Source organism: Priestia endophytica DSM 13796 (assembly GCF_900115845.1).
GTDB classification, from domain to species: Bacteria; Bacillota; Bacilli; order Bacillales; family Bacillaceae_H; genus Bacillus_I; species Bacillus_I endophytica.
The window spans coordinates 43864-69302 of record NZ_FOXX01000018.1 but is presented as its reverse complement, the minus strand read 5'-3'; the positions used below and the strand labels follow the sequence as shown (position 1 = coordinate 69302).

The 25439-nt window shown below is 35.0% G+C and carries 23 protein-coding genes, 2 pseudogenes and 1 riboswitch; of the genes and pseudogenes, 9 read left to right on the top strand and 16 right to left on the bottom strand.

Going from position 1 to position 25439, the window contains the following annotated elements:
• Positions 1-367: 367 nt before the first annotated feature.
• Positions 368-1567, bottom strand: coding sequence for a GTP-binding protein (locus tag BM012_RS22545; RefSeq protein WP_061804937.1), 1200 nt, complete (start codon positions 1565-1567; stop codon positions 368-370).
• 490 nt (positions 1568-2057) lie between these two features.
• Between BM012_RS22545 and nikA the strand changes: the two genes are divergently transcribed.
• From nikA to BM012_RS22520, 5 genes are read left to right on the top strand one after another with little or no spacing between them, the layout of a single operon-like run.
• A complete protein-coding gene (gene nikA / locus BM012_RS22540; protein WP_082802605.1) occupies positions 2058-3647 on the top strand; it encodes a nickel ABC transporter substrate-binding protein in 1590 nt (529 codons plus the stop codon).
• 4 nt (positions 3648-3651) lie between these two features.
• Positions 3652-4599: a nickel ABC transporter permease gene (gene nikB / locus BM012_RS22535; protein WP_061804938.1), complete on the top strand. Its 948-nt coding sequence runs from the start codon at positions 3652-3654 to the stop codon at positions 4597-4599.
• Positions 4596-5444 carry a nickel transporter permease gene (gene nikC, locus BM012_RS22530; RefSeq protein ID WP_082802606.1) on the top strand — a complete coding sequence of 283 codons (849 nt, stop codon included), beginning with the start codon at positions 4596-4598 and terminating at the stop codon, positions 5442-5444. The genes nikB and nikC overlap by 4 nt, the downstream gene beginning before the upstream one ends.
• Positions 5441-6241 (top strand): ATP-binding cassette domain-containing protein, encoded by an 801-nt coding sequence (locus tag BM012_RS22525; RefSeq protein WP_061804939.1) that lies wholly within the window; start codon positions 5441-5443, stop codon positions 6239-6241. Before nikC ends, BM012_RS22525 begins: the two co-directional genes overlap by 4 nt.
• Positions 6238-6999, top strand: coding sequence for an ABC transporter ATP-binding protein (locus BM012_RS22520; RefSeq protein WP_061804940.1), 762 nt, complete (start codon positions 6238-6240; stop codon positions 6997-6999). The genes BM012_RS22525 and BM012_RS22520 overlap by 4 nt, the downstream gene beginning before the upstream one ends.
• A 494-nt stretch (positions 7000-7493) precedes the next feature.
• Here BM012_RS22520 and BM012_RS22515 read toward each other — a convergent pair whose 3' ends face one another.
• On the bottom strand, positions 7494-7871 hold the full coding sequence (locus BM012_RS22515; protein WP_061804941.1) for an iron chaperone: 378 nt from the start codon (positions 7869-7871) through the stop codon (positions 7494-7496).
• A gap of 286 nt (positions 7872-8157) precedes the next feature.
• Between BM012_RS22515 and BM012_RS22510 the strand changes: the two genes are divergently transcribed.
• Entirely contained in the window at positions 8158-8541 is a 384-nt protein-coding gene (locus BM012_RS22510) for a VOC family protein (RefSeq protein ID WP_061804942.1), read from the top strand.
• 244 nt (positions 8542-8785) lie between these two features.
• Positions 8786-9238, top strand: coding sequence for a CBO0543 family protein (locus BM012_RS26975; RefSeq protein ID WP_061804943.1), 453 nt, complete (start codon positions 8786-8788; stop codon positions 9236-9238).
• A 271-nt stretch (positions 9239-9509) separates the two neighbouring features.
• On the opposite strand, the pseudogene BM012_RS22500 reads toward BM012_RS26975, so the two are convergent.
• A pseudogene (locus BM012_RS22500) lies at positions 9510-9686 on the bottom strand (Ktr system potassium transporter B); the annotation flags it as partial.
• Positions 9687-9813: 127 nt separating this feature from the next.
• Positions 9814-9966, bottom strand: a riboswitch (cyclic di-AMP (ydaO/yuaA leader).
• Positions 9967-10508: 542 nt separating this feature from the next.
• Positions 10509-11576: a sulfite oxidase gene (locus BM012_RS22495; protein ID WP_061804944.1), complete on the bottom strand. Its 1068-nt coding sequence runs from the start codon at positions 11574-11576 to the stop codon at positions 10509-10511.
• A 332-nt stretch (positions 11577-11908) separates the two neighbouring features.
• On the opposite strand from BM012_RS22495, the gene BM012_RS22490 reads away from it, so the two are divergent.
• Positions 11909-12313 carry a DUF1259 domain-containing protein gene (locus tag BM012_RS22490; protein ID WP_061804945.1) on the top strand — a complete coding sequence of 135 codons (405 nt, stop codon included), beginning with the start codon at positions 11909-11911 and terminating at the stop codon, positions 12311-12313.
• 457 nt (positions 12314-12770) lie between these two features.
• On the opposite strand, the pseudogene BM012_RS22485 reads toward BM012_RS22490, so the two are convergent.
• The 12 genes and pseudogenes from BM012_RS22485 to proC all read right to left on the bottom strand — a co-directional run bounded on the left by BM012_RS22485 (position 12771) and on the right by proC (position 24961).
• Positions 12771-14198 (bottom strand): annotated as a pseudogene (locus BM012_RS22485) (glycoside hydrolase family 5 protein).
• Between the two features lie 236 nt (positions 14199-14434).
• Positions 14435-15379 carry a mannose-6-phosphate isomerase, class I gene (gene manA, locus BM012_RS22480; protein ID WP_061804946.1) on the bottom strand — a complete coding sequence of 315 codons (945 nt, stop codon included), beginning with the start codon at positions 15377-15379 and terminating at the stop codon, positions 14435-14437.
• Between the two features lie 47 nt (positions 15380-15426).
• Positions 15427-16311: an ROK family protein gene (locus tag BM012_RS22475; protein WP_153018487.1), complete on the bottom strand. Its 885-nt coding sequence runs from the start codon at positions 16309-16311 to the stop codon at positions 15427-15429.
• A gap of 50 nt (positions 16312-16361) precedes the next feature.
• Positions 16362-17075 (bottom strand): GntR family transcriptional regulator, encoded by a 714-nt coding sequence (locus BM012_RS22470; RefSeq protein ID WP_061804948.1) that lies wholly within the window; start codon positions 17073-17075, stop codon positions 16362-16364.
• Between the two features lie 215 nt (positions 17076-17290).
• On the bottom strand, positions 17291-18181 hold the full coding sequence (locus BM012_RS22465) for an ROK family protein (protein WP_061804949.1): 891 nt from the start codon (positions 18179-18181) through the stop codon (positions 17291-17293).
• A 44-nt stretch (positions 18182-18225) separates the two neighbouring features.
• A complete protein-coding gene (locus tag BM012_RS22460) occupies positions 18226-19641 on the bottom strand; it encodes a glycoside hydrolase family 1 protein (RefSeq protein WP_061804950.1) in 1416 nt (471 codons plus the stop codon).
• A 21-nt stretch (positions 19642-19662) separates the two neighbouring features.
• Entirely contained in the window at positions 19663-21003 is a 1341-nt protein-coding gene (gene celB / locus BM012_RS22455) for a PTS cellobiose transporter subunit IIC (protein ID WP_061804951.1), read from the bottom strand.
• Between the two features lie 25 nt (positions 21004-21028).
• Positions 21029-21361 (bottom strand): PTS sugar transporter subunit IIA, encoded by a 333-nt coding sequence (locus BM012_RS22450; protein WP_061804952.1) that lies wholly within the window; start codon positions 21359-21361, stop codon positions 21029-21031.
• Complete coding sequence (locus tag BM012_RS22445) at positions 21361-21672, bottom strand: PTS sugar transporter subunit IIB (protein WP_061804953.1); 312 nt, start codon at positions 21670-21672, stop codon at positions 21361-21363. The genes BM012_RS22450 and BM012_RS22445 overlap by 1 nt, the downstream gene beginning before the upstream one ends.
• A gap of 494 nt (positions 21673-22166) precedes the next feature.
• Positions 22167-22985, bottom strand: coding sequence for an alpha/beta fold hydrolase (locus BM012_RS22440; protein ID WP_061805218.1), 819 nt, complete (start codon positions 22983-22985; stop codon positions 22167-22169).
• 342 nt (positions 22986-23327) lie between these two features.
• Positions 23328-23648 (bottom strand): peptidoglycan-binding domain-containing protein, encoded by a 321-nt coding sequence (locus BM012_RS22435; protein ID WP_161939316.1) that lies wholly within the window; start codon positions 23646-23648, stop codon positions 23328-23330.
• A 515-nt stretch (positions 23649-24163) separates the two neighbouring features.
• Entirely contained in the window at positions 24164-24961 is a 798-nt protein-coding gene (gene proC / locus BM012_RS22430; RefSeq protein ID WP_061804955.1) for a pyrroline-5-carboxylate reductase, read from the bottom strand.
• Between the two features lie 317 nt (positions 24962-25278).
• On the opposite strand from proC, the gene BM012_RS27135 reads away from it, so the two are divergent.
• Positions 25279-25401: a hypothetical protein gene (locus tag BM012_RS27135; RefSeq protein ID WP_268801484.1), complete on the top strand. Its 123-nt coding sequence runs from the start codon at positions 25279-25281 to the stop codon at positions 25399-25401.
• Positions 25402-25439 lie beyond the last annotated feature (38 nt).

The following is a 25439-nucleotide window of genomic DNA, read 5'->3' as shown; positions in this document are numbered from 1 at the left end:
GAAAGCAGGAAACTGTATAACTGGATGGATACTATCGTCCTTACGGACAAACCCATGATAGGCCCGAAAGGGAGCTGACTTCTCGTTGGTCTCTCGTAGGCACATAAGGTTGTGGCTATCTTTTGACGAAAGAAACGTACTGTTATGTATACCTCCATTTGGAGCGTCGGCGTACGTTTTACTTACCATTATGGTGTGTGACGAAGATACGACAGCAAATGGACCTGCAATGGGAGGCTTGAGCCGTATGAGTTGAAAGGCTCACGTACGGTTCTTAGGGGAGTTAGGGGCAGCGATGCCCCTCGCTTACCCGACTTGACTAAAAATAGGAGAGAACCTTCTTCTCTCCTGTTTCACTCCTACCTTACTATGCCTTTTCAACAACCCAGCCAAAAGAATCAGTTAGATTTTTCCAATCTCCTTTCATCTCTTCTTCTGTCAAAAGACATTCATCTAAGTCTCTAATAATCGCCTCTTTATCTAAATCTACACCAATCAAGACTATTTTTGTGTGACGATCTCCATACTCCTCATCCCACTCAGCCACTAATTTCGGATTATCGGCAAGGATTCTCTTTTGCTGTAAAGATGGCAGTGAAGCTACCCAATAAGAAATAGGTTCAATGCTTACAGAAGGTCCTGCCTGAGACATTAAGAGAGCTAAATCATTTTGACTAGCACACCAAGAGATTCCTTTTGCTCGTACAATTTGTTTTGGCATAGAATGTACCCAGTCTTCAAAACGTTGAGTATGAAATGGAACACGTCTACTATATACAAAAGAGCCAATTCCATATTCTTCGGTTTCAGGAGTATGTTCATGATGACCCCCGTCATTTAATTCCTTAATCCATCCTGCTGAAGCGCTTGCTTTATCAAAATCAAAGCGATTTGTATTTAAAATCTCTTTAGGATCCACTCTTGCTTGAATAGAACGAATAATTTTAGCATCAGGTTGTAAAGTTCTTAGCATACTTTCTAATTTAATTAATTCATCCTCTGATACTAGGTCACATTTGTTTAAAATGAGTACATCACAGAATTCAATCTGGTCTATTAATAAATCTGCAATTTCTCTTGTATCTCCTTCTCCTACAGCTTCCTTTCGATCTAGTAAAGAATCTCCTGACTCAAAATCCTGCCAGAAACGATTTGCATCTACAACCGTAACCATTGTATCAAGGGTACAAAACTTAGTAAGATCTATTCCTAACTCCTCATCAACATATGAAAATGTTTGAGCCACAGGTACAGGTTCACTAATACCTGTTGACTCAATGACAATATAATTAATGTTTCCTCTTTTGGCCAGCTTCTCTACCTCAACAAGGAGGTCTTCTCTTAACGTGCAGCAAATGCATCCATTAGACATTTCTACAAGCTTCTCTTCCGTTCTTGATAAGTCGCCACCTTGTTTTACAAGTTCTGCGTCTATGTTAATTTCACTCATGTCATTTACAATAACAGCTACTTTCAATCCTTGACGATTCTTTAAAATGTAATTTAATAAAGTTGTTTTTCCAGAACCTAAATACCCACTTAAAACTGTAACTGGAATCTTATTCATATGTAAAACTCCTCCTCAAATCGTAATTATTACGATTTAATGGTACTATGTTCCTTTTCATAAAGCAACCATAAGATTTCCTTTTATTTCTGTACGAAAATAGAAGCAAACGTATCATGTAAATATATAAACTCTTTGTTTCTACATTCTACTGTAAAACTCTTAATCCAACTGTTTTCTAAAAGTGAAATGAATAAATATCTACTTTTTCATTCATTTTTAAGGACATATATTGGTCTTTGAAACCTTATAACAATATATAAATAACTGCATAAAGAAGAAAAAACAGAGAAGGCAATTCCAATTTCAAGGTTCTCATCTCCTACCCCTCGTGCCTATTTAATTGCAATTATTGAGGATTAAACGTTCAATCCTAAACAAAACAACAAGTCAAAGATATAATCTATGAAATTATTAATATTGCCAAATCAGAATGATTACGATAAAATGTAAATCGTAATTATTTCGTATTAGGAGGAATATACTTAAAATGGTTAGAAATAGAGACTTTTATAGGATTTATAGTACTTTTCATAGGTACATTAGAAATAATTTTCTAAAAATAGGGTTTTTAGTAATTTTTGCAGGTTTATTGAGTGCCTGTGAGAACTCAGCAACAGAAACGAAAAATAAGGAGGAAGGTAAACACGTTCATTTTCTATATAATTTCTCTACTAATTCTCTTGATCCTCATGTAGATTCAAGTTATGTGCCGTTAAGAGCAGGAATAACAGAAACGCTAGTTCGATTAGATGAAAAAAATTTAACCATTAAACCATGGCTAGCTGAAAGCTGGGAAGGTGAAGATGGTCAACACTGGACAATTAAACTCCGTGAAGATGTTAAATTTCAAAATGGTAAGAAAATGGATGCTAAAGCAGTTAAAGCTTCTCTCGAACGTGCACTTAAAGAAAGTGTTGCTGTGAAAAATGCACTGAAAATTAATAATATTCAAGCAGATGGGTACTCCTTACATATTACAACTACTGCACCATTTCCAGAGTTTGTCTCAGAACTTGTAAACCCTAATGTTTCAATTATTGATGTAACAGAAGGAGATATTATTCATAAACCTATAGGTACAGGGCCTTTTGCATTAGAGAGTTTCACTCCTGGAAGCAAACTGGAACTAAAACGTTATAATGATTATTGGGATGGAGCTTCAAAGCTCGACTCTGTAACCTTCTCATTTAATGAGGATGCAAACGCTCGTTCACTTGCCTTAAAGTCTGGACAGGTAGATATTGTTTATCGTCCAGAAGTAGAGAGCCTTGAAACATTAAAAGCAATGGATGGTATTAAAGTTGAGTCCACAGCGACTTTCCGTGTACATCAAATGACCATGAATATGCAACGTAAAAGTTTAAAAGATGTCAATGTACGACGAGCTGTAGATGCGTTAATTGACCGTCAAAAAATTGTGGATACCATTCTGCTTGGGCATGCTGAAGTTGCTCAAGGTCCATTTCTTCCTTCCCTTCCATTTGCTCCAAAATATGAAAATAGTCAAATGGAGAAAGGTGCAGACGTAGCTATAAAACATTTAGAGAAAGCCGGTTATAAGCTTAAAGACGGAAAAATGAAAAAAAATGGAGAACCACTTAAATTTACCTTACTAACTTATTCAGCAAGAGCTGATTTACCATTAATTGCTCAAGTTTTTCAATCAGATGCTAAAAAAATTGGGATTGATGTTGAGATAAGACAAATCGACATTCCAGAGGAATATATGGCATCAAACCGCGATTGGGACTTGGCTACTTATAGTAATTTGACGGCTCCTCGTGGGGATGCAGGTTATTATTTGAATGCCACTTACCATCCCAATGGTGCTCTAAACTTTAGTGGTGCAAGTGATCCGAAATTGACAGCTATCATTGATAAACTCAATCAAACAGTCAATCAAGAGGAACGAGCTACACTTTCAGAGCAGGCAGCTAATTATATAAATGAGCATGTAATCAATTCGTTTGTTTTACATCCTTCAACAATCGTTGCCTACAATGAAGATAAAGTTAAGAATTGGGTAACTACCCGTAGTGAATATTACATGATTACAAATAAACTGGATGTGAAGTAGATAGATGGTTCAAATTATTGTTCGGAAGTTTCTTGAAGTTTTTATTTTTATGTTGTTTATTACCTTTGTAAGCTTTTTATTTATTAGGCTTGCACCTGGTGATCCTGTGTTGACTATTCTGAATGTTGATGAACTGTCTGTTAGTCAAGAACAGGTGGAAATGTTGAGAGAAGAAATGGGATTCAACAAGCCTTTACTCGTTCAATACGGGTATTGGCTTCTTAATTTTGTTCAACTTGATTTCGGTCAGTCATATGTTACTGGTCAACCTGTAATAGAGATGATTTTAACGGGTCTTCCCGCCACAGTTGAATTAACAATTGGGTCAATGATCGTTATGTTGGCAGTATCCATTCCATTAGGTTCCTTATCAGCCCTGTATCGGGATAGCTGGATTGATCAGATTAGTAGAATACTATCAATTATTGGAGCAGCTATCCCTAGTTTTTGGTTAGGTCTTATTTTTATCGATTTAATTAGTGTACGTTTTAGTTGGCTTCCAACAATGGGGAGAGATGGACTATCCTCATTAATCTTACCATCACTTACACTTGGTTTAGCTATTTCTAGTGTATATGTCCGTTTGCTTCGTTCAAGCTTACTTGATTCTCTTGGTCAAGAATTTATTCGTTCAGCAAGAGCTCGTGGTCTGTCAGATAAACGAATCTTTCTAGTCCATGCATTTCGACATAGTCTCCCTCCGGTTATTACTGTATTTGGGGTAAGTTTGGGAAGCTTAATTGGTGGTGTAGTGGTGATTGAAGTTCTATTTGCATATCCTGGTATAGGAAAACTTGTAGTTGATGCGATACGCCAACGAGATTATCCACTCATACAAGGATATATTTTAATCATGTCTGCTGTGGTTTTTATTGTAAATACATGTGTTGATTTGTCTTATCGATATTTAAACCCAGAAATGAAATTAAAAGAAACGGAGAATAATAGATGAAGGGTCTTTCTATACATTTGTTTAATGAAAAAAAGCCGGTCTGGCAAGGGATAATTGGGCTGCTATCCATCGTCTTTGTAATTTTAGTCTCTATTTATACTTTTTACTATTTAAAGCATGATCCTACATTAACAAATCTTGATGGACGTCTCCAAGAAGTGAGCTTCCATCACCCACTTGGTACAGATCATCTTGGTAGAGATGTTTTGACTAGGCTATTGTTAGGGGGGATTCAAACAATTGGGTATAGTTCTCTAGCACTAATTGTTGCTCTCATTATTGGAATCCCCTTTGGTCTTATTTCAGGATATAAACGTGGGCTAGTTGATCGGATATTTATGAGAATTGCCGATGGATTTTTAGCTTTCCCTGATACAATTGTTGCTATTGTCTTAAGTGGTTTGCTCGGACCTGGAATAGGCAACCTTGTCCTTGCTATTGTGTTAGTTAAATGGGTAAGTTATGCCCGTCTAGTCCGTAGTACAGTTTTATCAGAATCTCAAAAAGATTATGTGTTGGTTGCAAAAATCAACGGACTATCTTCATTTAAAATTATGCGCAAGCATTTATTTCCCCATATTGTAGGAAACGTTCTTGTTTTGGCAAGTCTTGATTTAGGTAAAATTATTCTTCTCATTTCCTCTCTATCGTATATAGGGCTAGGGGCACAACCACCAACTCCTGAATGGGGAGCAATGCTAAACGACTCACGTCCCTATTTTGAGTCAAAACCTGAATTAATGATATACCCTGGTTTAGCAATTGTAGCCGTAGTATTACTGACTAACATGCTGGGAGACTATTTACGTGATCATTTTGATGTAAAAAAGGAGATACGAAAATGATTTTATCGATTGAGCAAGTGTCCATTAGCAGTAGGGAAAAGAAAATTGTTGATAACGTGTCCCTTTCGATTCGCAAAGGAGAATGGTATGCTCTTGTTGGGCAAAGTGGTAGTGGAAAAAGTCTATTATCCCAGTCAATTGGACAACTTCTTCATCCTAATTTACAGATAGAAGGAAAGATTTTTTTTAAAGGGGAGAACTTACTTGAATTCTCACCAAAGCAAATTCAAACAATACGTGGTCAAAAAATTTCTTATATTTTTCAAGATTATCAAGGTTCTTTTACACCATTTCGTACCATTTCTCAACATTTTGAAGAATACCAGAAAGCTCATGGGATTCATGATCCAAAAACCCGCCAGTTAAATGCAAAGGAAGAACTTGAAGCTGTTGGGCTAGACGAAACACTATACAACCGATATCCCTTTCAATTAAGTGGTGGACAACTTCAACGTGTCTCAATTGCATTGGCACTTTTACTATCTCCAGATTTATTAATTGCAGATGAAATAACAACTGCGCTTGATAGTGTCTCAGGACACAAAATTTTAGAACTACTTGCCAAACGGCAAAAAGAAAAAGGATGTACCATATTATTTATCACTCATGATTGGCGACATGTTAAGCGATATGCAACTCGCTTAGCAGTAATGAAGGAAGGGGAATTTGTTGAATCAGGTAATAAACATCGTATACTTGATCACCCAAGGCATGAATATACCAAGCAATTAATTCAAGCAGCGCCTACACTTGGGCGTGGGCTCCCTTCAGGTTTACCGGAGGTTGAAAACAAATGAATTTACTTACTGTACACGAATTAAAAAAATCATATCAAGCTAAGAAAACCATTCTCGATAACATCTCATTTGAACTGAACAAGGGAGAATGTCTAGGTCTTGTCGGTGAAAGTGGCTGTGGTAAGAGCACATTAGCTCGCTGCCTGCTCCGAATTGAACCGATTGATAGCGGATCAATTTATTTTAGGGATCAGGCAATTGAGCAATTTAATGATCGACAGTTATATCCTTATCGAAGAAAGATTCAAATTGTGCTGCAAAACCCTTCAGCCTCTTTAAACCCAAAACTTAAAATAAAAGATTCACTTATTGATCCTTACGCTCAATTTAAGAATGACCTTAATCTTATACATTTTTCCTATACTTCAAAGGATGATTTTATAAAGCAGCTTCTTGAAGTCGTTGAGTTACCATCTAGCTTGGCAGATCGATATCCTCACGAGCTAAGTGGCGGTCAGCGACAACGTGTAACAATTGCTCGTGCTATTAGTATTGAACCTGAATTTATTGTTTTAGATGAGCCTACAGCAAGTCTTGACGTTATCTCTCAAGGGGCAATACTTACTTTATTAACAGACCTTCGTAAAACGTTAAATCTTTCATACTTGTTTATTTCCCATGATCTTGCTGCTGTCAAAGAAATGAGTCAACGGATTATGGTCATGAAAGATGGCAAACTTGTTGATCAATTTAACAACGAACAATTATTTAATGAGGAACGCCATTCATATACAAAAGAGCTCATTTCAATTTTTTGACCAGTTGTATCTATCAGTTATTACAACACTGTTGTATTGTAAAATCTAATTGTTAATAACAAGCCTTATTATTAGCTCGTTTATAGTAACTTGCATTAACAGAAAAGAAAAAGCACAAATTCGTTGAGAACCAACGGTTTTGTGCTTTTTTACTTCCTCGAATAGGTTTTATATTAACTAAAATCTTAGAAATAAAAAAATCCTGTTCGAAGAAACAGAATTTTTTCTAACTGTTAGTTTTGCTGATTACGCAGTGTACGTTTAATGACAATAGCTAATATCTTAGTTGTACGTTCCTCTTCTTTTAATGTATGTTCTACGCCCTCAATATTAATCATTAAAGTACCAGGATGTAAAACTTGATTATATGAGACGAGATTGTAGTAAGGGCGCTCGTCTTCCTTTTATTTGATATCTTTTAAAAAAACTCTATCCATAAATACGAATTTGTGATGGGAAAATACTACTAATACTCTTTGAAATTAAAAGTAGTGCTAACAAGAAGTATCATCGCCCGCTCTCCAAGTAAATATAGTCTTTTTCACGAAATCTTCAAGTCCACTATCATGCAAATCAACTGACTTTTTTATGCGTATACACCCTTTTCCATAATCCAATCCGGTCAGAAACTTATTGGCATTTTCTATTTTTCCAATGTTGCCCACGTATAGACTCACATAAAATTTTTGAGCATTCAAATGAAATAATTTGGAGGTTTCAGTACCATAACAAAGCATTTTGTATTGGACGCCCTCCTCGAGTTCTGGGGCATTTTCTAAAATAAATTCTCTCACAATTAATAGCTTCTCTTTTCTCCAGTCATCGTCTAGTAGTTCAAAATATTCCGTTGGGGTTTTAGCTTCGTATTGCATTGTCAAACCTCCAGTAAATCTTTTTATATTTTCTTCACATATTTGCACCAGAGCCTTAATGAATATCTAGTCAACATGGAACCCGTTGAATTAGATAATTCAACGGGCTCTCAAAAAAAGATCTATGTCTCTTTTTATTTTTTGTGATTCGCCTTACTTTATTATGACTATATCACAATGAATATTATGGTTATTAATATAATTTTCAGAAATTAGATAGTATGATTAATACGGTGGTATAGGCTATTATTTAAGTTCTTAAATTTCCCATAAGGAGAGTGAAAAAATGAAGTTAGCAATGAAATATGTCATTTTATATGTGAGTAATTTTGAAAAAACAATGGATTTCTACAAAGGTATTTTTGGGCTCTCAGTTAAGATGCAACAAGATACGTATGTTGAATTTGACACAGGTGCCACAACTTTATCAATTAACACTCGTAAGGATGTAAAAGAGTTAACAGGTTTAAATGTTCCTGAAGGTTCTGCTCCTACACAAACATTTGAGGTCGGATTTGTTGTAGAAGATGTTGTAGCAACAATCGAAACCCTACGCCAACAAGGGGTTACAATCTTAAAGGAACCTGTTACAAAGCCGTGGGGACAAACAGTTGCCTATATAGCAGACCCAGATGGACATTATATTGAAATTTGCACTTCTGTTGAATAAATTAGGCTGAAAGAAACCTCAGTATCTTGGTTTCCTTTTGTTTTTGTCTAATTATTATCATTAAAAATTAACACAACCAAAAATTAAAAAGCAGGATCAACCTTGCTCCTACTTTAAAAATCCCTTCTTATAATCAACATTATGGTAAGTAGATTTGTATAGAGTATTCATATAATACTTTGTTTTGAAGGTTAGACTATTTGAAATAAGGAGAAGATAAATACAAAAAAGGAAATGGGAAAAATTGATTTTTAATATCCTAATTGCCTTCATCTTACCTTGGATTGTTGGAATTCTTCATCTTTATAAAAAAGATAGGACGATTATACCTTTAATTGGTACATTTTTTTGTGTTATTGCATTTGTTGTAAATGAATTCGGGTTCTACTATGGATTTTGGAGAATTGCTCCCTTCTTTAATCAAAAAACCTTGTCTGCCTTACCTTTTAATTTAGGACTTTATCCAATTTTAGCAAGTTACTTGATTTTCTTTATAAAGAAAACCAAAAGACCTTACTTGATGATCTTTTCTATATCACTATTTACTACTTTTCTTGAAATGACGTTAGTTTTAAGTGGAAAAGTTGTATATGGGAACGGCTGGAATACTATTTGGACATTTTTCTCCTACATCATCCCGTATATATGGGTATATTGTTATTATCTTCACCTAAAAAAATTACAAATAATGAATTAATTCTCCAAAGTAACACCCTGCCATTGTGTTACTTTGGAACGAATTTTCCTTTAAAAGGATCTTCTATTCGAAGATCATTTTTCAATGCCGATAAGTAACATTAGGTTAATTAAAGATAGATGTGATATACATTCTAAATAAGGAAGAAAGCTACTGGCTTTCCCCAATAACTTTCTTCCTTTACATGTTGTCAACTCGAACAAATGAGAATGTTTGATAGAGGCTTAACAGCATCTTATTTAGTTTGCTCGAAATATAAACGTTATTCTTTTTAGCCAATAAGAATCTTTTCTTCTGCATAACGAATTTTTGATTGTTTATTTGAACGAATAGCAAGCACATAACCAATGGTAAGAGGCCCTACTCGCCCAATAAACATCATAATCGTAATGAGAATGCGTCCTGCGGGGCTCAAGTCTCCTGTAAAGTTTGCACTTAGTCCAACCGTATAATTCCTTCCTTATCCTGTTTTCATTAGCATTTTTTGTTTAGCATTAAAAATACATAAATATCCATTCAACACCAAAAAGACCACAGAGGAGTCCCCCGTGGTCTATTCTTTGATCACAAGTTTCACACCCTCTCCCTAACGCTTACGAAGTTAGCTGTCGGATTCAGGTCACGAAGTAACCCTACCTTTACTTACATAAAGGATTCACCCCAAGTAACAGAAAAGGCTGTTACAAAATTGGTTCCCCCGTTCCATACGGATTCAGCGATCAAGATGTTTTATGAATTTATGAAAGATATATTACTCCTGTTTTTTTTATGTTGTAAAGACTAAATTATCGTCTGTTTCTGCTATTTTATTTTTTTATCCTAACCTTTTTTAGTGGTCTCTCTCCTAGATGAAAGGTGGATAATCTCTGCACATCGTTCTTTATTCAATGGTATAGGGGGATGTTCCATCCATTCCTAACTAATTATGATGTTAGCTCCCGCTTTGATATATTGAGCAATTTCAAGAGAAAAGCGTTCATAGGTCATAGTATTGTAAAAGAACAATATAAAGAAGATTAAAACATTGATGTCTTTATAAGAAAAGTAAGGTCCATAAATTGACCAGAAGAGTATACCTACAGGAAAAGCACAAACTCGTTATCACTCAATGGATTTGCGCTTTTTTCCCTTCTGATAAGCAACATTATGGTAACTAATCATTGTTGAATTTCCTATAATTTTAAAAAAATCTTTGCTCAGCATGGGGTCAGTCCCGTTTGAAACGGTCTTTTAACTTTGTTTATAATAAGGATCTACTTAAAATTGAAAATCATTCGATTTTAACTTTAATATGGTCTATAGCATTGTAACCATAGCCCTTTCTGTTCCATATTGGTTCTAATGGTTGAACATTTCCTTTAGAATCAGCAGCTTTTGATTTTATAGTGTATTCGCCTTTTTTTAATGCATTCCATGTATAATTCCAACGAATCCATGAATGTTTCTCAAATGAAGAAGTTAGTTTACATTTATTCCAAGTTTGACCTCCATCAATACTGATTTCTACCATTGTAATTTGTCCCTCACCTGTCCACGCAATCCCCTTTATTTCATAAACTCCTGAATGCAATAATTGCATATTTAATGGATATTGTATTGTTGAGTTAACATTAATAGTAGTCACAGGAACTTTTCCATTGTCGTTTTCTTGGTTTGGATAGTAAACGTAATCAATATCTTGGAAAGGACCTTTAAATTCCTTATCAATTATAATAATTTTTTTTATCCATTTTACAGAAGCCATTGCATACCAGCCGGGGACAATTAACCTTAGGGGAAATCCATGTTTGAAGGATATGGGATGATTGTTATATTCATAAGCAATAATGGTATCTGGATCAAGAGCTTTTTCTATCGGTAAACTTCTAGAGAAATTATATAATTTGTTGGAATCAGGTCTTCGACCATTATCATAACCTTCAAAAACAATTTCTTTTGCATTATCAAGCAATCCTGTGTACTGCAATAGAGTTTTCAAAGATACTCCTTTCCAAATACCTTGACTTATTGCTCCCTTTCCCCATTGCTCTCCATACACTTTTGGTTTAAATAACTCCCTCTTATCACCAGAACATTCTAAGACCACTTTTATTGTTTTTGCTGGCATAGAGTAAATCTCCTGTAAAGAAAAAACTTTAGAAATATGCACTTGTCCCTCTATTGGAAGAAAATAAAAGGATGATGTAAAGCTTGGATAAGGAAAATGATTTCTTCTATAAAACAGTTTATCACTTATAATATCACCAGAAACAAGATGAATGGGTGTTTCTTGATTTTCAGGAACTAACGTTTTTGGAATTAGGTTAGGTCTTAATTTTTTGGAATCACAATTTCTCATATGAATACCTCCTCTAAAAAGAAGTTGCTATGCAATCCTATGTAAATTATAAGAAACCATTCCACAATCTAATGCTTTTTTAAAGCAAAACATCACTCTTTATTAATATAAGGAAACAGCTGAGCTGAGTTAGTTGTCGCGAACAAATCAGATAGGATTTAATGGGTAGCTTTATTGAAAAAACGGGAGCGTCTCTTCGTGAACCCTCTTCTGTATTTACTATTCCTTCATACCAAGAGGTGACATATTCTGTGATGCCTTAAAACTACATTCCTTTGAACATAAATTAATGTCAAACAACATAATTTTATGTTCAAAGGGAGGCTTACGATATGGATAATTTTGATTCAATTTGTGAACAATTTGCTACAATACTTAAAGGAAAAAGTAAAGTAACTCAAGATAGTTGTTCTGTATCATTACACCGCAATTTTAAGGTGTGGGTTCAAGGGCGCCAAAGCAGTTCTGTTATGCCAGCAGAAGTCTTATTTGAATCATTAGATCAAAGCGGTAATGCGTTAAACTTGGCTGAAATCGCTGTTTTACAAGAAGAGATTCCTCGTTTTATGTATTCAATTGTACAACAGGGTTTGATTGTGAGTGCCCTACATAATCACTGGTTATTTACTAATCCTATAATTATGTATATTCACATTCAATCTATTGAGCCTCCATTAAGTTTTGCCAAAAAGATGGCACACTCATTTTCATTTTTACGTAGTTATCCCGTTGCCTAGGCAAGTTTTAAACAAAATGAAATCGTTAAAAAAAGAAATAATAGTTCTCATTTTTAATTTTCTCTCCATATAATCTTAAAATTTATATATCTTAAGTAATCGTTTGTAAACAATATGTACACAAAAGTATATATAAACGAAAATAAAAAGCGAAAACTCGTTGTTACTGAACGGGCTTTCGCTTTTCTTACTTCCTCTAACATGCTTTATGTAAACTAGGAAAGGAATGCATATAGTATACAACTAAACTTATTGGTGTTAATCTTGTTTTCTCTCGAAAACAAGATCGTCTGAAGGAGTATAATTATTAGTAGGTAAATTCCCTGTTAGAATCATTAGTTGCTGCTCCACACACCAGATAGCAAAATAATTAAGAGAGTGAAGAAAGCTAATCCCTACTCAACAGAGATTAGCTAATAGAATGATTAAAACTTTTAAACCTTTTCTTCCATAATGATTATTGAATTGTTACGTTGTCAACGTATACAGCTGTTTGACCACTGCTTTTCGAAGAGCCCATAAACTGCACGCCAATCTCTTTAATGTCATTTAAATCGGAGATGGATGATAAATCTAAAGTTAAAATAGTTCCATTTTAGGAATTAATTTCCACACTCTCACCATCAAACCATTTCCAATCTGACCCTGTTTTCACATATAACTGTGCATTAATTCCATTCCCTAGATTTCCCCAATCAGCGTGCTTTACAGTTGCCTTTAGTTGAGATTTTCCACTGAAATTTTGGTTTTGAGTTAAAGATAAATAATGCTGGGAATTATTGTTTAATTGAACATCAGCTTTTAAAGAATAGTTGTCTTTTGATGCCCACTCATTCGTTGACCAGGGTCCAGCCATTACATTTCCACCACTCCAGCTTTGTGTTTCGGTTTCGAAATTATACAAAGTATTTTCAGTTCCACCTGAACCACCAGGATGATCTCCTCCATCAAATACTGGACTTATTTTAGAAGTAGCTTTTAAACCATTAGCTCCATTTACAATTGTATTACCCCACGAGGTTAAATTATCTCCAGCCCAATCATTTGATAAGTCTAAATAACTCCACTCGGGGCCATTACCTTTCCAAGACCAAGCTAACCAACCAACATTCTTCTGCTGTGAGTAACTCATAATTGTTTCCTCATCAACATCTCCATTCGTATGTTTATGTCCAAATTCACCAATAATTAATGCAAGATCCTGATTCAGTACTCCGTCAATATTTGATTTAATAGTGGAAGCATCCCCCCCAGCATATTCATACATATGAATAGAAAACATTGTATTTTTTAGTGGATCAGCATTAAATACATCTTTACCATATTGATGGATAGACTCTGGATATTGTCCCCAACCTGCGGAATCTACAATTAATGTATGGCTGAGTCCAGCATCTCTTAACTTTGGAATAGCCTGTTTATAGCCACTTGCCCAACTTGCACCATCCCAAGTACCATACCATTCATTGGCAATATTAATTAAGACCCTATCTTCTTTTCCAATAAGAGCCTCTTTAATACTAATCCAATAGCTAACAGCATCGTTTAACGAGCTAACAGCATCGTTTCCTGTGGCATCATGCACCTCTAAAATAGCAATAAGGTTATTCTTCTCAGCTAAGGATATAAGACTTTTTACTGTATTAATATCATCTTTTGTATACTGGCTTCCATCAGATAGGACGATTCTAATAGTATTAGCCCCTGTCTTCGCTATAGCAGGGATTGCTGTAGAAGAATCATCTTTAAACCAAGAATGAGCATGGTTAATTCCCCTCATAACAAACGGGCTACCTGTTGCATCGTACAGAGTGTTTCCGTTTACATAAAACCCAGTTGCTGCTTTTACCTCAGGCTTAAAAATAAATAGAGAAGTAGCAAACATTAGGAGACATAGAAATATTAATGGAACTTTCTTAATAATTGACATTTCATCACCTCGTAAAAGTTTTTATTTTAAACTCTTCTTCTATAAAAAATATTAAACATTCACTCCTTTCATAGTTCACTGGAAAGAAGTAAAATAAGTAAACGCTAACATTCATGAATTTTTAGTTTTAAAAAGTAAAATGAAATATCTCATTTTAAACTTAACAGAACATTAAAAATATTCAATCTATTCTATATGTGAGAGACTATTACCTCACATGACCCATCTATTTCAAACTTATTAATCTGTTTAGGTAATAAGAAGTGGCTTCCTTTCTCCAAGATGTATTCCTTTTTACCTTGGAGAAGCCTGCTTTCTCCCTTTATTACACTGCAAAGCATAAATGGCTTATCCATAATAAATTGGGTCTTGCCTTTGATGTCCCATTTATATATGGAAAAAAACTTTTCTTTTATGAATGTAGTAATAATTACGTTTTCTTTCATTTCAACAGAAGGTTTAATAATTGCATCTACATGGGGGATTGTTGCTACCTCTATAGCTTTTTTTAAATGTAACTCTCGTTTCTTCCCCTCTGTATCCGTACGATCATAATCATATACGCGATATGTTGTATCAGAGCTTTGCTGTGTCTCTAAGATTAAGGTTCCTTCTCCTAATGCATGAATAGTACCACTAGGAACATAAAAGAAATCTCCTGCTTTTATTTTCAAACGACGGAGTAAGCCATTCCATTCTTTATCTTCTATCATTCTAATAAACTCTTCTTTTGTTTGAGCAGTATGACCATAAATAATCTCTGCATTTTTCTTACAATCTATAACATACCAGCACTCTGTTTTACCTAATTCTCCATGTTCATGTTTTTGGGCATAAGTATCATCCGGGTGAACCTGGACTGATAGATCCTTATTAGCATCTAAAATTTTTGTTAATAGAGGGAATTTCTCTCCTTGCTCATTCCCAAAAAGCTCCCTGTGCTCCTTCCACAGGTCGATTAGTGTTTTACCTGCATAGGGGCCCCTTTTTACGATGGAAGGTCCATTATCGTGTGCGGAAATGGCCCAACATTCCCCTGTATTTGTAGAGGGAATATTATACCCAAATGTTTCTTTTAACGTGGTCCCACCCCAAATTCTCTCCTGAAAGGTGGGTTCTAAAAAAATAGGTTCCATAATAACTAAGCACCTCTTCTGAATACGAATGATTATTAAAATAGTGTTTATGAATGAATTTTTTTATGATAACCCTGTTGGGCAAGGATTAACGCCCCAATAATTCCTGCGCGATCCCCTAATCCAGGCGAGACAATGTATTTGTGAGGATAGGTAGAGAGTTCCGGCAAATCGATGTAACTATTTAATAATTCACTAAGTTTATTATAAATGAGGGAAAAGACTTGTTTTTGCTTCATTACTCCTCCACCTAAAATAATTTTTTTAGGGGAAAGGATCAGAATGTAATGCATTAAGGCTTGAGCTATATAGAAAGCCTGCAATTCCCATACGTCTAATCTACTAGCTAATTGACTTGCTTCTTTTCCCCATCTATCCCCAATAGCAGGTCCAGCTGCTAGTCCTTCAAGACAATCTCCATGATAAGGGCATTTCCCCTCATATACATCATCTGGATGGCGACGAACTATAATATGACCCATTTCAGGATGTGATAATCCTTGAAGAAGTTGACCATTTACTACTGCACCCGCACCGATTCCTGTTCCTACAGTAATGTATAAACAACTATCCAATCCTTTGGCTGCACCTAATTTTGTTTCTGCTAAGGCTGCTACATTTACATCAGTATTAAAGATAATTGGAACCTCGAATTCTCCCTTAAGAGCCCCCAATATAGAGTAATCTCTCCATAATTTTTTTGGGGTAGAGGTAATGCAACCGTAAGTATCGCTTTTTGGATTAATATCACAAGGTCCAAATGAGCCAATCCCTATAGCGCCTAATGTAAATTGCCGAAAGAAGCTGATTACTTCTTGCATTGTTTCTTTCGGGCTAGTTGTAGGGATTTGAATTTGTTCAATAATTTCTCCATCCTCATTACCAATAGCACAAATGAATTTTGTGCCTCCAGCTTCAATTCCCCCATAAATCATAATGATTCCCCCTTTGTAAAATGACCAGGTGAAAATAAAGATGTCCTCTATCGTCTGATATTAACTGTTGTAAAGACAAATTTATCGTAACGGTGTCTTGAAAATGAGTATTCAAAAGGGATACCTGTATTTAGATAAGCAACTTGCTCCACTTCAAGAACCGGATCATCAGTAGCACACCCCAAATAAGTTTGATCTAATTCATTTGGTTTATCCGCCCTTATCTTTCTATGAGATCCCCCTATTGTTAATCCCAACGTATGAGTTATATGGTTATAAATAGAAGAATGTAAAACTTCCTCATTAATCCCTCCAATAATATTTGTAGGCATAAAGGTTTCTTCTATCACGAAAGGTTCATTTTCTACATTACGAAGACGAATGATGTGATAGACCGGTGTATTATGGTCAATAGAAAGGTGTTCAGCTACTTTCTCTGTTGGAAATAATACATTGAACCGAATAATTTCGCTTTCAATGTCTTTATCTTGTAATAAACCCGTCAACCCTAAATTTTCTCTATCTGTTACATTAACTAGATTATGTTGGATAGCCGACTTTACAATAAACGTTCCATGACCACGCTTGCGGTACAGTAATCCTTCAGCAACTAATATATCAAGAGCTTTCTTCATCGTCATACGACTGCAATCAAATTCCTTTGAAAGAGATTTTTCATCAGGAATAGGTTGATCACTAGGATATTCACCCTCTTGTACTCTTTTCCTCATTTCATTTGAAATTTGTTCATATTTGCTCATTTTGTTTCCTCCATTCATAGCTGTATATATAGCAAGCCATTTTACTTTATTTTAGTGTTGAAAAAAATTAAATGTTATAGTCTTTATTTCTATGATAATATTTATAGTTTCTATTATAATCTTCAATAATTTAATAATATATACAAAGCTATTAGAGGAACTACCACAGTGATAAAAAAATATGAACATGTAAAAATCTCTTTCCCTACCTGAAGTTATATGATTTTCTGCCTTTTCAAAAAGTGGTAAAGAGCACCTACTTTTCCTGCATCATTTTTAAAATAACAACTACTTACTTCTGTAATATCTAATGTTTCCTTCCTTATCTTCTCCATTCTTTTTTTAATTTCGTTTATAAACTCAGGTTGTGAACTAATTCCTCCACCAATAAGCAATTTTTCAGGAGCTAGAGCGTGTATAATGTTGGTACATCCTGAAGTAAATGCATTATAAAACTTATTTAAAGATGCGTTAACTGTTATATTGTCCTGTAGTAAGAATATTTCTTCCCCACTGACTTTTTGATCGAGACCATTCGAAACATCTTCAACTAAGGCTCTAGTAGAACCCATATTACTGAATGAAAAACGATCTAGCGCTGTTTCTAACTGTTCATCAAATAACAAGGACATTAGTCCAAACTCTCCAGCCATTCCTTTTCTTCCTCTATAAAGATCACCGTTTATAAAGATTCCTCCACCAATCCCTGTACCAGCTGTGATACAAATAAAACTCTCGCATTCAGTAGCATTTCCTCTCCATTTTTCAGCTAAGGTTGCGCAATTTGCATCATTTTCTAATTCAATAGGAAGGTGTAATGTACTTAATTCCTTTTTTAAGTACCTACCAGTCAAATCAGTCACGGCTCCTGCGAAGTAAACATATCCATTTTCAGGGTTAACTGCACCAGGGACACTTAACGCAACCCCTCGTATCATAAAACTCTTTTGATAACTATTAATGATATCAAGTAAGCTATTAAAAATTTGTTTTTCTCCCTGCTTTGGGGTAGTAATAGATCCTGATTTTAAACATTCTGCTTCATGATTCATAACAGCATGTTTAATAGTAGTACCACCAATATCAATAACCACATACTGAGCCATGCTTTTCCTCCTTTTTTAAAGAAGTGGTCTGTAGAACCATCTCTTTAAAATCCATTGTCCTGGGAGACCTTTTTAAACCAATAGCCACTTTTTTTAACTGTACGTTCAGCATCTTTATCGAGGTTCACTGAAACAAATCCATATCGGTTTTTATAGGCATTTGTCCATGACCAATTATCCATAAATGTCCACAAATGATATCCTTTTACATTTGATCCCTCTTGAATAGCCTTGTGAACCCATTTTAAATGTTCTCTTATAAATTCAATACGATAACTATCTTGAATGACTCCTTCTTTATCGCGAAATCTTTCTTCCCCTTCTACTCCCATACCATTTTCAGAGATAAAGCATTCAATGTTACCGTAGTTTTCCTTAACATTAATTAAAATATCATAGATTCCTTTTTCATAAATTTCCCATCCCCTATGTGGATTCATTTTGCGACCAGTCATTACATAGTTATCAAAGTAGCGCTCGGGTGTGAACGGAGCTTCTGGATTAGGGAGATTTTCTTTAGCTTTTACTCTTCTTGGTTGATAATAGTTAATGCCTAGAAGGTCTACCGTATTCGATTTAATTAAATCTAAATCCCCTTTTTCAATGACTGGCATAAATCCCTCTTCCTTTAGAATAGAGACAAGCTCATCTGGAAATTCACCTTTCACCGATGGGTCGAGGAAAGAACGATTAAAAATGACATCAGCAATGTTAGAAGCTTTCAAATCGGCAGAATGTTGACTTCTTGGGTAAGAAGGAGTTAGGTTAAGAATAATACCTATCTTGCCATCTAGATTCAGCTCTTTATATACTTGAATAGCTTTTGCACTGGATAAAATGGTATGGTAACCTACCTGAACTGCTTTCCTAAAGTCCACTTCATTTGGATAATGGAAATCATAAAGATAGCCACCTTCCACAGGAACAATTGGTTCATTATGGGTAAACCACTTTTTCACTCGATCCCCGAATAAAGTAAAGCAAGTTTTTGCGTATTCCACATAGGCTTCCATAACCTTACGATTAGCCCAACCACCAATATCTTGCATAGCCATCGGCATATCAAAATGATATAGATTTACAAATGGTTCTACCTCATTTGCAATCATCTCATTGATAACATCATTATAGAATTCTACTGCCTTAGCATTTACTTCTCCCACACCATTTGGAAACATTCTAGACCAAGAGATAGATAAACGAAAAGAATTATGACCAATGTATTTCATGAGGGCAATATCCTCTTTATAACGGGAATAAAATTGAGAAGTATCCCCTGGTCCTACGTCATTAAAAAATCGGCTAGGTTCTTGTTCATACCAATAGTCCCATATATTCTGACCCTTTCCATCTTTATCAGCTGCCCCTTCTGTTTGAGTTGCTGACGCAGAAGACCCCCACCAAAAGCCTTTTGGAAATTGAAATTGTATAGTTTCTCTTATTTCTTCCACTGTTTTCATATCTATTTCTCCTTTTTATCCTTAGGATACTTTATTATCTTTTTCCTTTTCTTTACTTTCATTTTCTCTATTGCTTTCTTTTTCTTTTAAAACATTTACTCGATCAATAATTCTCAAGAACGGAAACCAAATAGCTAATACAATGAAGAAATTAACAAGTTGTAAGATTCCTCCTGCTAAAGAATTAGTCGCCATCATACCATTAATAAAAATAGGTACTGTCCAAGGAACAGTAACACCAGTTGGGGGAGGCACAATCCCTGTAGACATAGCAAAATACGAAACCAGTGTTGCAACTATTGGAGCTAAAACCCATGGCACAATAATTAGAGGATTCATAACAATTGGAAGTCCAAAAATAATAGGTTCATTAACATTAAAAATACCTGGACCTAACCCTAACTTTGCGACTTGCTTCATCTGTTTACTTTTCATAAAAAGCAAGATTGCGATGACTACTGCAAGGGTCATTCCTGTGCCCCCCATACCAACCGTATAAATTTCCATAAATGGTTTACTGATGATATGCGGAACTTCCCCCGTTTTCGTATATGAATTCAAATTTTCAATAGCTAAGGTATTCCAGATTGGATCCATTACAGAGTTAATAATAATTTGTCCATGTAACCCGAAGAACCACAATAACTGTATAGCAAAAACAGCAATTAAAGTTGGAATAATTCCACTACCCAAGTTTACTAGTGGTGCTTGCACTAAATGGTATATTACATCATGCATATTTGTTTTAAATAATTGTGTTACTAAGATATTAATTCCGAGAAAAACAGTTAACGTAATAACAGCTGGAATTAAAGCAGAGAATGATTTAGCTACAGCAGGTGGCACACCTGCTGGCATTTTTATCGTAAGATCTTTTTGTACAAGGAATCTGTATATTTCTGTAGAAGTAAAGGCAACAATCATCCCCAGAAACATACCTTTAGCTCCTAACCTGTCAACGGAAATAACATTTTGAATTGCTTCTTTCCCTTCCACCTCTAGAAAAAATGGAGTTAAAATAAGAAAAGATGCTAAAGCAATTGCTCCACCGAATACAGCTTCCACATTGTAACTTTTCGACAGATAGTAACCAATACCAAAGACTACAAAAATAGTCATAATATTCATCGTTGCTTGTGGAGCGATATTAAAGGCTGACCGAAATGTATTTAAGCTACTTTCGCTCATCATCTTATCTAGAAATGGTAAGTTCATTAGAACAACTACTATTGAACCAAAAATCGTAAGAGGAAAAGATAACATAAAAGCATCGCGTAATACGGATAAATAACGGTTGTTATTTAGCCTTCCAGCTATAGGAACCAGATAACTACTTAATTTTTCAAAGAAACCCTGCTTCATAAAAGATCCCCCTATTGTCAGTAACTTAGAGATTTTTTGCTTTAAAAAGTTCAAGCATCTCTCTAACTAACTCTTTCATCGTTAAGGTAGACATTAAATGATCTTCCCCATGTAAAAGCAATAAAGAAAATTCTGTCTTTAATCCATTTGCTTCTCTTTTAATCATTTGAAAATGTACATCATGTGCTATTTGCAAGTCATTTTCTGCTTCTTGTAGCAATCTATTAGAACTTTCAACATTTCCCTCTCTATACTCTCGTAGGGATTGAATAATTTTGCTCCGTGCAGTGCCACTATGAAGGATTAATTGAAAATTAATTTGTTCTTCAGTCAACTTATCTAACTCTAATTTTGTCATCATTTATCACCTATTAAGCTTAATGCCTGTTCATAAGCTTTCTTTCCATCAGCCATTCCATAGGCCATCATGTCGATTACATCTACTTTAATATCATATTTTTGTGCCTCTTTTTGAAACTCACCTTTTAAAAAGCTCATTTGAGGACCAATTAATACAACATCGGCTCTCTCCATCTCTTTTTTTGCTTGGTCTTGTCCAACTGCCCAGATTTCTACTTCTTCTCCAATTGATTTTGCATAATCTTGCATTTTTGTTACTAATAAACTAGTTGACATCCCTGAGCTACAAGCTAATAAAATTTTTTTCATATCTCCTAAACCCCTTTAGTCATTTTTTAAAACGCTTTCAATTTATTATTATAGTCATTTAATTTTAAATGTCTATACTTTTATTTTAAAAAATATAATCTTTTTAATCTAAATTATCTTTAAAACTATTCTTCTTGAGAAAATTAAACTATGTCACTTCTCACAAATTAAGTGATTGTTTACTTAAAAAGCATTTAAGTTTATGGTAAATATCTTTTTACCATTTTACGGAAGACAAAAACGAGATAGGAAAAGAAAAAAGCACAAACTCGTTGAGTAACAACGAGTTTGTGCTTTTTCTTCTCGTTTATATAATACTTTTATGGTTGGTTTTTGTTTCCTGTATGTTGAAGGTACATAACTTAAAAATTGTTATAAAGGTATGTTTAACGTTGTAATTTTACAATTACTCATTCACATTTAATCTATTCCTTACTAAAAAAAGTGCTCTCCACTTTGAAGAACACGTTTAAACTTTGTGGTAGAAATATAGGTTATATACTCTTTAAAACATTGTGTAACTTCTCAGCAAAATCCTTATAATATTCGGTATTATAACCACCATGATCACCAGGGAACTCTACTATCTCTGTTCCTAGTAACCTTGCTAATGCAACAGCACAATGATAAGCAAAAAAGCTCTGTGAATCAACGCCGCCAGCTGGGAGTAGCTTCATCGTTGAATCCTTTAATGCGGACTTTAATGCGCTAATATCTAATGAATAGTTAAGAATCCCCTCAATTTCATGCTCAACAAAATACGTTGAATTATGAAAGAGACGCTCTGCTTTCACATCCGTTGACTGTTTAGAATTGCTAATGTCCTTTTTTGAATTTGATAATAAATTTTCAACTGCACTTTTATGGTTCTTCTTGAGGGCTTCCATAAACTCCCTAGCTTGAACTTGCTCATCGTGGTCTAAAAGTGGCAATAGAACGGGCTCATGAGGAATTAGTACACTGACCTGTTCTGGATGGCGTATACACAAATCAAGTGCAATAACAGCACCGGAGCTACTTCCGAAAACATAAGCCGGCTTATCGGTCAGTTTAGCTAGTAGGCAGTGGACATCGTCACTGTGTGTTTCTACGCTATAATTCTCAATCCTATTGTCGAGTTTACTTCGCGAATGTCCTCTCCTGTCATACGTAATTACTGTATAATGGTCTGTAAGTTGGGAGGAAATCCGTTGAAATTTATCAGCATCACCACCTCCTCCGTGTATCAAAAGGAGGAAAGGACCTTTTCCATTAACCTCATAATATAGACTTGATCCGGGTACTTGTATTGTCGCTCTTTTAAAGTCGTTCATTTCCATTTTCTATCTACCTCTCCCATTTTCAATATCATTTGTTCTATTAGTTTAAGTCCATTCTTTCTTAATTTTATTTTAGCATGGGCTTTAATGATTTATAGGAAATGAAAAAGCTCACTTATAAAAGTGCTCTTTGAAAGAGATATAAGTGTAGTAATTTAAACTTAGTACTTATATATCTACCTCCATCATCAATTAAATCTTGACTTTGTGCCCTTAAGAAATAAAAAATATTTCCATCCGAATCCTCATGAATTACACCATCATTACTAAATACTAGATCGTCATTATCAATGCTTCTTCTGCAAACGAAATCGCTTTTTCTACTGAAAATATGACTTATTGGTGTTCATTAAACAGGGCGGTCCATGTCTCCACACCAACAATCCCATCAACAGCTAATCCATGCTCGGACTGGAGCTGGCGCACTTGTTCATCTGTTTGCGCTCCAAATAGTCCATCCACTACGGTTTCAAAACCAGAATGGTTTAACGTTACTTGAATGAATTCAACCTCTATACCTGCGCTTCCTTGCTGCAAGGTAGGCTGGTGCTCAGGTGCTATATTCAAAATGGGTTCAAGCTCAGGTGGTAACTCTAACATTTGAATCGATCCATCATCCGAGGCAGCTACTGTCTGAAAGGGTAGGGGCGCAACCACAAGCGCAACCGCAGGTATCACTGCTAACCATTTCTTTTTCATTATAATCTCCTCCTAAAGAAAATAATGTAGCCAATGTTGAAAGCTTTTTTAAAGGGCATCTAATCCCTTCTTTGTATCCTTCTAAAAACCTCCCATTCTATTACAAATTCCATTTTTGAAAATTCTTATCGGTATGCTTTATCTACCTTTTTGTTATGTTGATTATCAAAAATAAAAAAGAGTAAAACCATTGATTGACAAAGGTTTTACTCTTTTGCTTTCTCATTAAGTATACTTTTACGGACTATTAAAGGGCAGGATAACTGAACAACAAGATTTAACAAATAAACCTTAGTAAAGGGACACTATGCACTGAGGTGGTCATATAATAAAGCAAACATTATTTTTGATAGTTTTAGTTCTTATATTAACTGTCCCTACAAAATAGTCGAATGCCTCTGATTTAACCGATATTCTAGTGACTACTTAATTAAAAAATACTTCCATCAGGGTGGAAGTATTTTCATGTTTGTTTACTCTTGCCTCATTGCTTTTTGGCGGCATGCTTCAATGGCATCAATCATTAAACGATCCAAATGGTTTGTGTCTAGTATCTCTAAACCAGCAGCTGTTGAACCGCCAGGAGTGGCTACCTCATCTGCAAGTTCAGCAGGGGCCGCATTTGTTTTTAGCATTTCTGCAGAACCAGCAATCATGTTGGCTACTAGCTTTCTTGCTTGGTCTTTATTGACACCTGACTCTAATGTTATTTTTTCAAGTGCTTCTGCTACCCGATAGATAAATGCTGGAGCACTTCCAGTTACAGCAGTTAGCTCATGAATTTGTTGCTCTGTCACTTTTTCAAATTCACCAATATCGTAAATTAATGCCTCAATCCAGCCCTGTTGTTCTTGATTTACATTTTGACCGAGTGCATACAAAGTCATTGACTTACATAATTTGGCTGCTGTATTAGGCATAACCCAAGATACAGGTGTCCCTTTAGGAAGTCTGGACTCGAGGTAAGTTGGACCTATTCCGGCGGCTACCGTAATGACTAATTGTCCACTAATGTCTTTAGATAATTTTGCGAGAATGTCGTCATGAGACTCAGGCGGCATGGCAAGAATAATGATATCCATCTTGTGTATCTCTTGTGACCAGTGATTAGTAGTTTCCACCTCAAAGGTTTCTTTTACCTCACGTAGCCGATCTTCATTTCCATTGTTGCCGACAAGAATGGAGAATTCATTTTTGTTTATTCCTTTAATTAAGGCTTGGGCCATGCGCCCTGCCCCTATAAATAATACATGTTTTTTATTGTTACTCATTGTTATTCACCTTTTTCTGTGTTGTATTTTCTGCCTTTATTAGGATAGTTTTCCCGATTAGTGGATAGGTCACTCTAAATCTATAGTCCTTCGCAATCTTGTTTCACTAACAAAGGTGGAGCCTAATAACAGTAAACCACTAATTACTCGTAATTTGTTGAACTGACTCATTGGAAACTTTAACATTTCGCATATTTAAAATCCTCTTTTATTCTTCTCTAAAACAGCTATAAATGTCATTTGTAAGACAACCCAATCTTTATATCTTATGGTAACATATAGACCTAAATTCTAAGGAAGTTTGAGGATGATAAGTTATGACTCAAGAAGAATTTATATATTTCCGCAATGAGAGAGAACTTTATTTAGGTGTCATTATGGAGAAGCCTGTCACAGGAGAAAAAACATGGAGAGAAGAAAGTTTCTTTATAGAAAGTTAGATCAATGGGGTAATATGGCTCTCTTTCTTTACTCTGAA

What these genes read in the sequence shown, in the direction of transcription:
- BM012_RS22465 (WP_061804949.1), bottom strand. Translation starts at nt 18,181, where the DNA reads ATGGCTCAGTATGTGGTTATTGATATTGGTGGTACTACTATTAAACAT.
- nikA (WP_082802605.1), top strand. Translation starts at nt 2,058, where the DNA reads ATGGTTAGAAATAGAGACTTTTATAGGATTTATAGTACTTTTCATAGG.
- BM012_RS27135 (WP_268801484.1), top strand. Translation starts at nt 25,279, where the DNA reads ATGACTCAAGAAGAATTTATATATTTCCGCAATGAGAGAGAACTTTAT.
- manA (WP_061804946.1), bottom strand. Translation starts at nt 15,379, where the DNA reads ATGGAACCTATTTTTTTAGAACCCACCTTTCAGGAGAGAATTTGGGGT.
- BM012_RS22440 (WP_061805218.1), bottom strand. Translation starts at nt 22,985, where the DNA reads ATGAACGACTTTAAAAGAGCGACAATACAAGTACCCGGATCAAGTCTA.
- nikB (WP_061804938.1), top strand. Translation starts at nt 3,652, where the DNA reads ATGGTTCAAATTATTGTTCGGAAGTTTCTTGAAGTTTTTATTTTTATG.
- BM012_RS22450 (WP_061804952.1), bottom strand. Translation starts at nt 21,361, where the DNA reads ATGACAAAATTAGAGTTAGATAAGTTGACTGAAGAACAAATTAATTTT.
- BM012_RS22490 (WP_061804945.1), top strand. Translation starts at nt 11,909, where the DNA reads ATGGATAATTTTGATTCAATTTGTGAACAATTTGCTACAATACTTAAA.
- BM012_RS22515 (WP_061804941.1), bottom strand. Translation starts at nt 7,871, where the DNA reads ATGCAATACGAAGCTAAAACCCCAACGGAATATTTTGAACTACTAGAC.
- BM012_RS22520 (WP_061804940.1), top strand. Translation starts at nt 6,238, where the DNA reads ATGAATTTACTTACTGTACACGAATTAAAAAAATCATATCAAGCTAAG.
- BM012_RS22460 (WP_061804950.1), bottom strand. Translation starts at nt 19,641, where the DNA reads ATGAAAACAGTGGAAGAAATAAGAGAAACTATACAATTTCAATTTCCA.
- nikC (WP_082802606.1), top strand. Translation starts at nt 4,596, where the DNA reads ATGAAGGGTCTTTCTATACATTTGTTTAATGAAAAAAAGCCGGTCTGG.
- BM012_RS22445 (WP_061804953.1), bottom strand. Translation starts at nt 21,672, where the DNA reads ATGAAAAAAATTTTATTAGCTTGTAGCTCAGGGATGTCAACTAGTTTA.
- celB (WP_061804951.1), bottom strand. Translation starts at nt 21,003, where the DNA reads ATGAAGCAGGGTTTCTTTGAAAAATTAAGTAGTTATCTGGTTCCTATA.
- BM012_RS22525 (WP_061804939.1), top strand. Translation starts at nt 5,441, where the DNA reads ATGATTTTATCGATTGAGCAAGTGTCCATTAGCAGTAGGGAAAAGAAA.
- BM012_RS22470 (WP_061804948.1), bottom strand. Translation starts at nt 17,075, where the DNA reads ATGAGCAAATATGAACAAATTTCAAATGAAATGAGGAAAAGAGTACAA.
- BM012_RS22545 (WP_061804937.1), bottom strand. Translation starts at nt 1,567, where the DNA reads ATGAATAAGATTCCAGTTACAGTTTTAAGTGGGTATTTAGGTTCTGGA.
- BM012_RS22510 (WP_061804942.1), top strand. Translation starts at nt 8,158, where the DNA reads ATGAAGTTAGCAATGAAATATGTCATTTTATATGTGAGTAATTTTGAA.
- BM012_RS22495 (WP_061804944.1), bottom strand. Translation starts at nt 11,576, where the DNA reads ATGAGAAATTGTGATTCCAAAAAATTAAGACCTAACCTAATTCCAAAA.
- proC (WP_061804955.1), bottom strand. Translation starts at nt 24,961, where the DNA reads ATGAGTAACAATAAAAAACATGTATTATTTATAGGGGCAGGGCGCATG.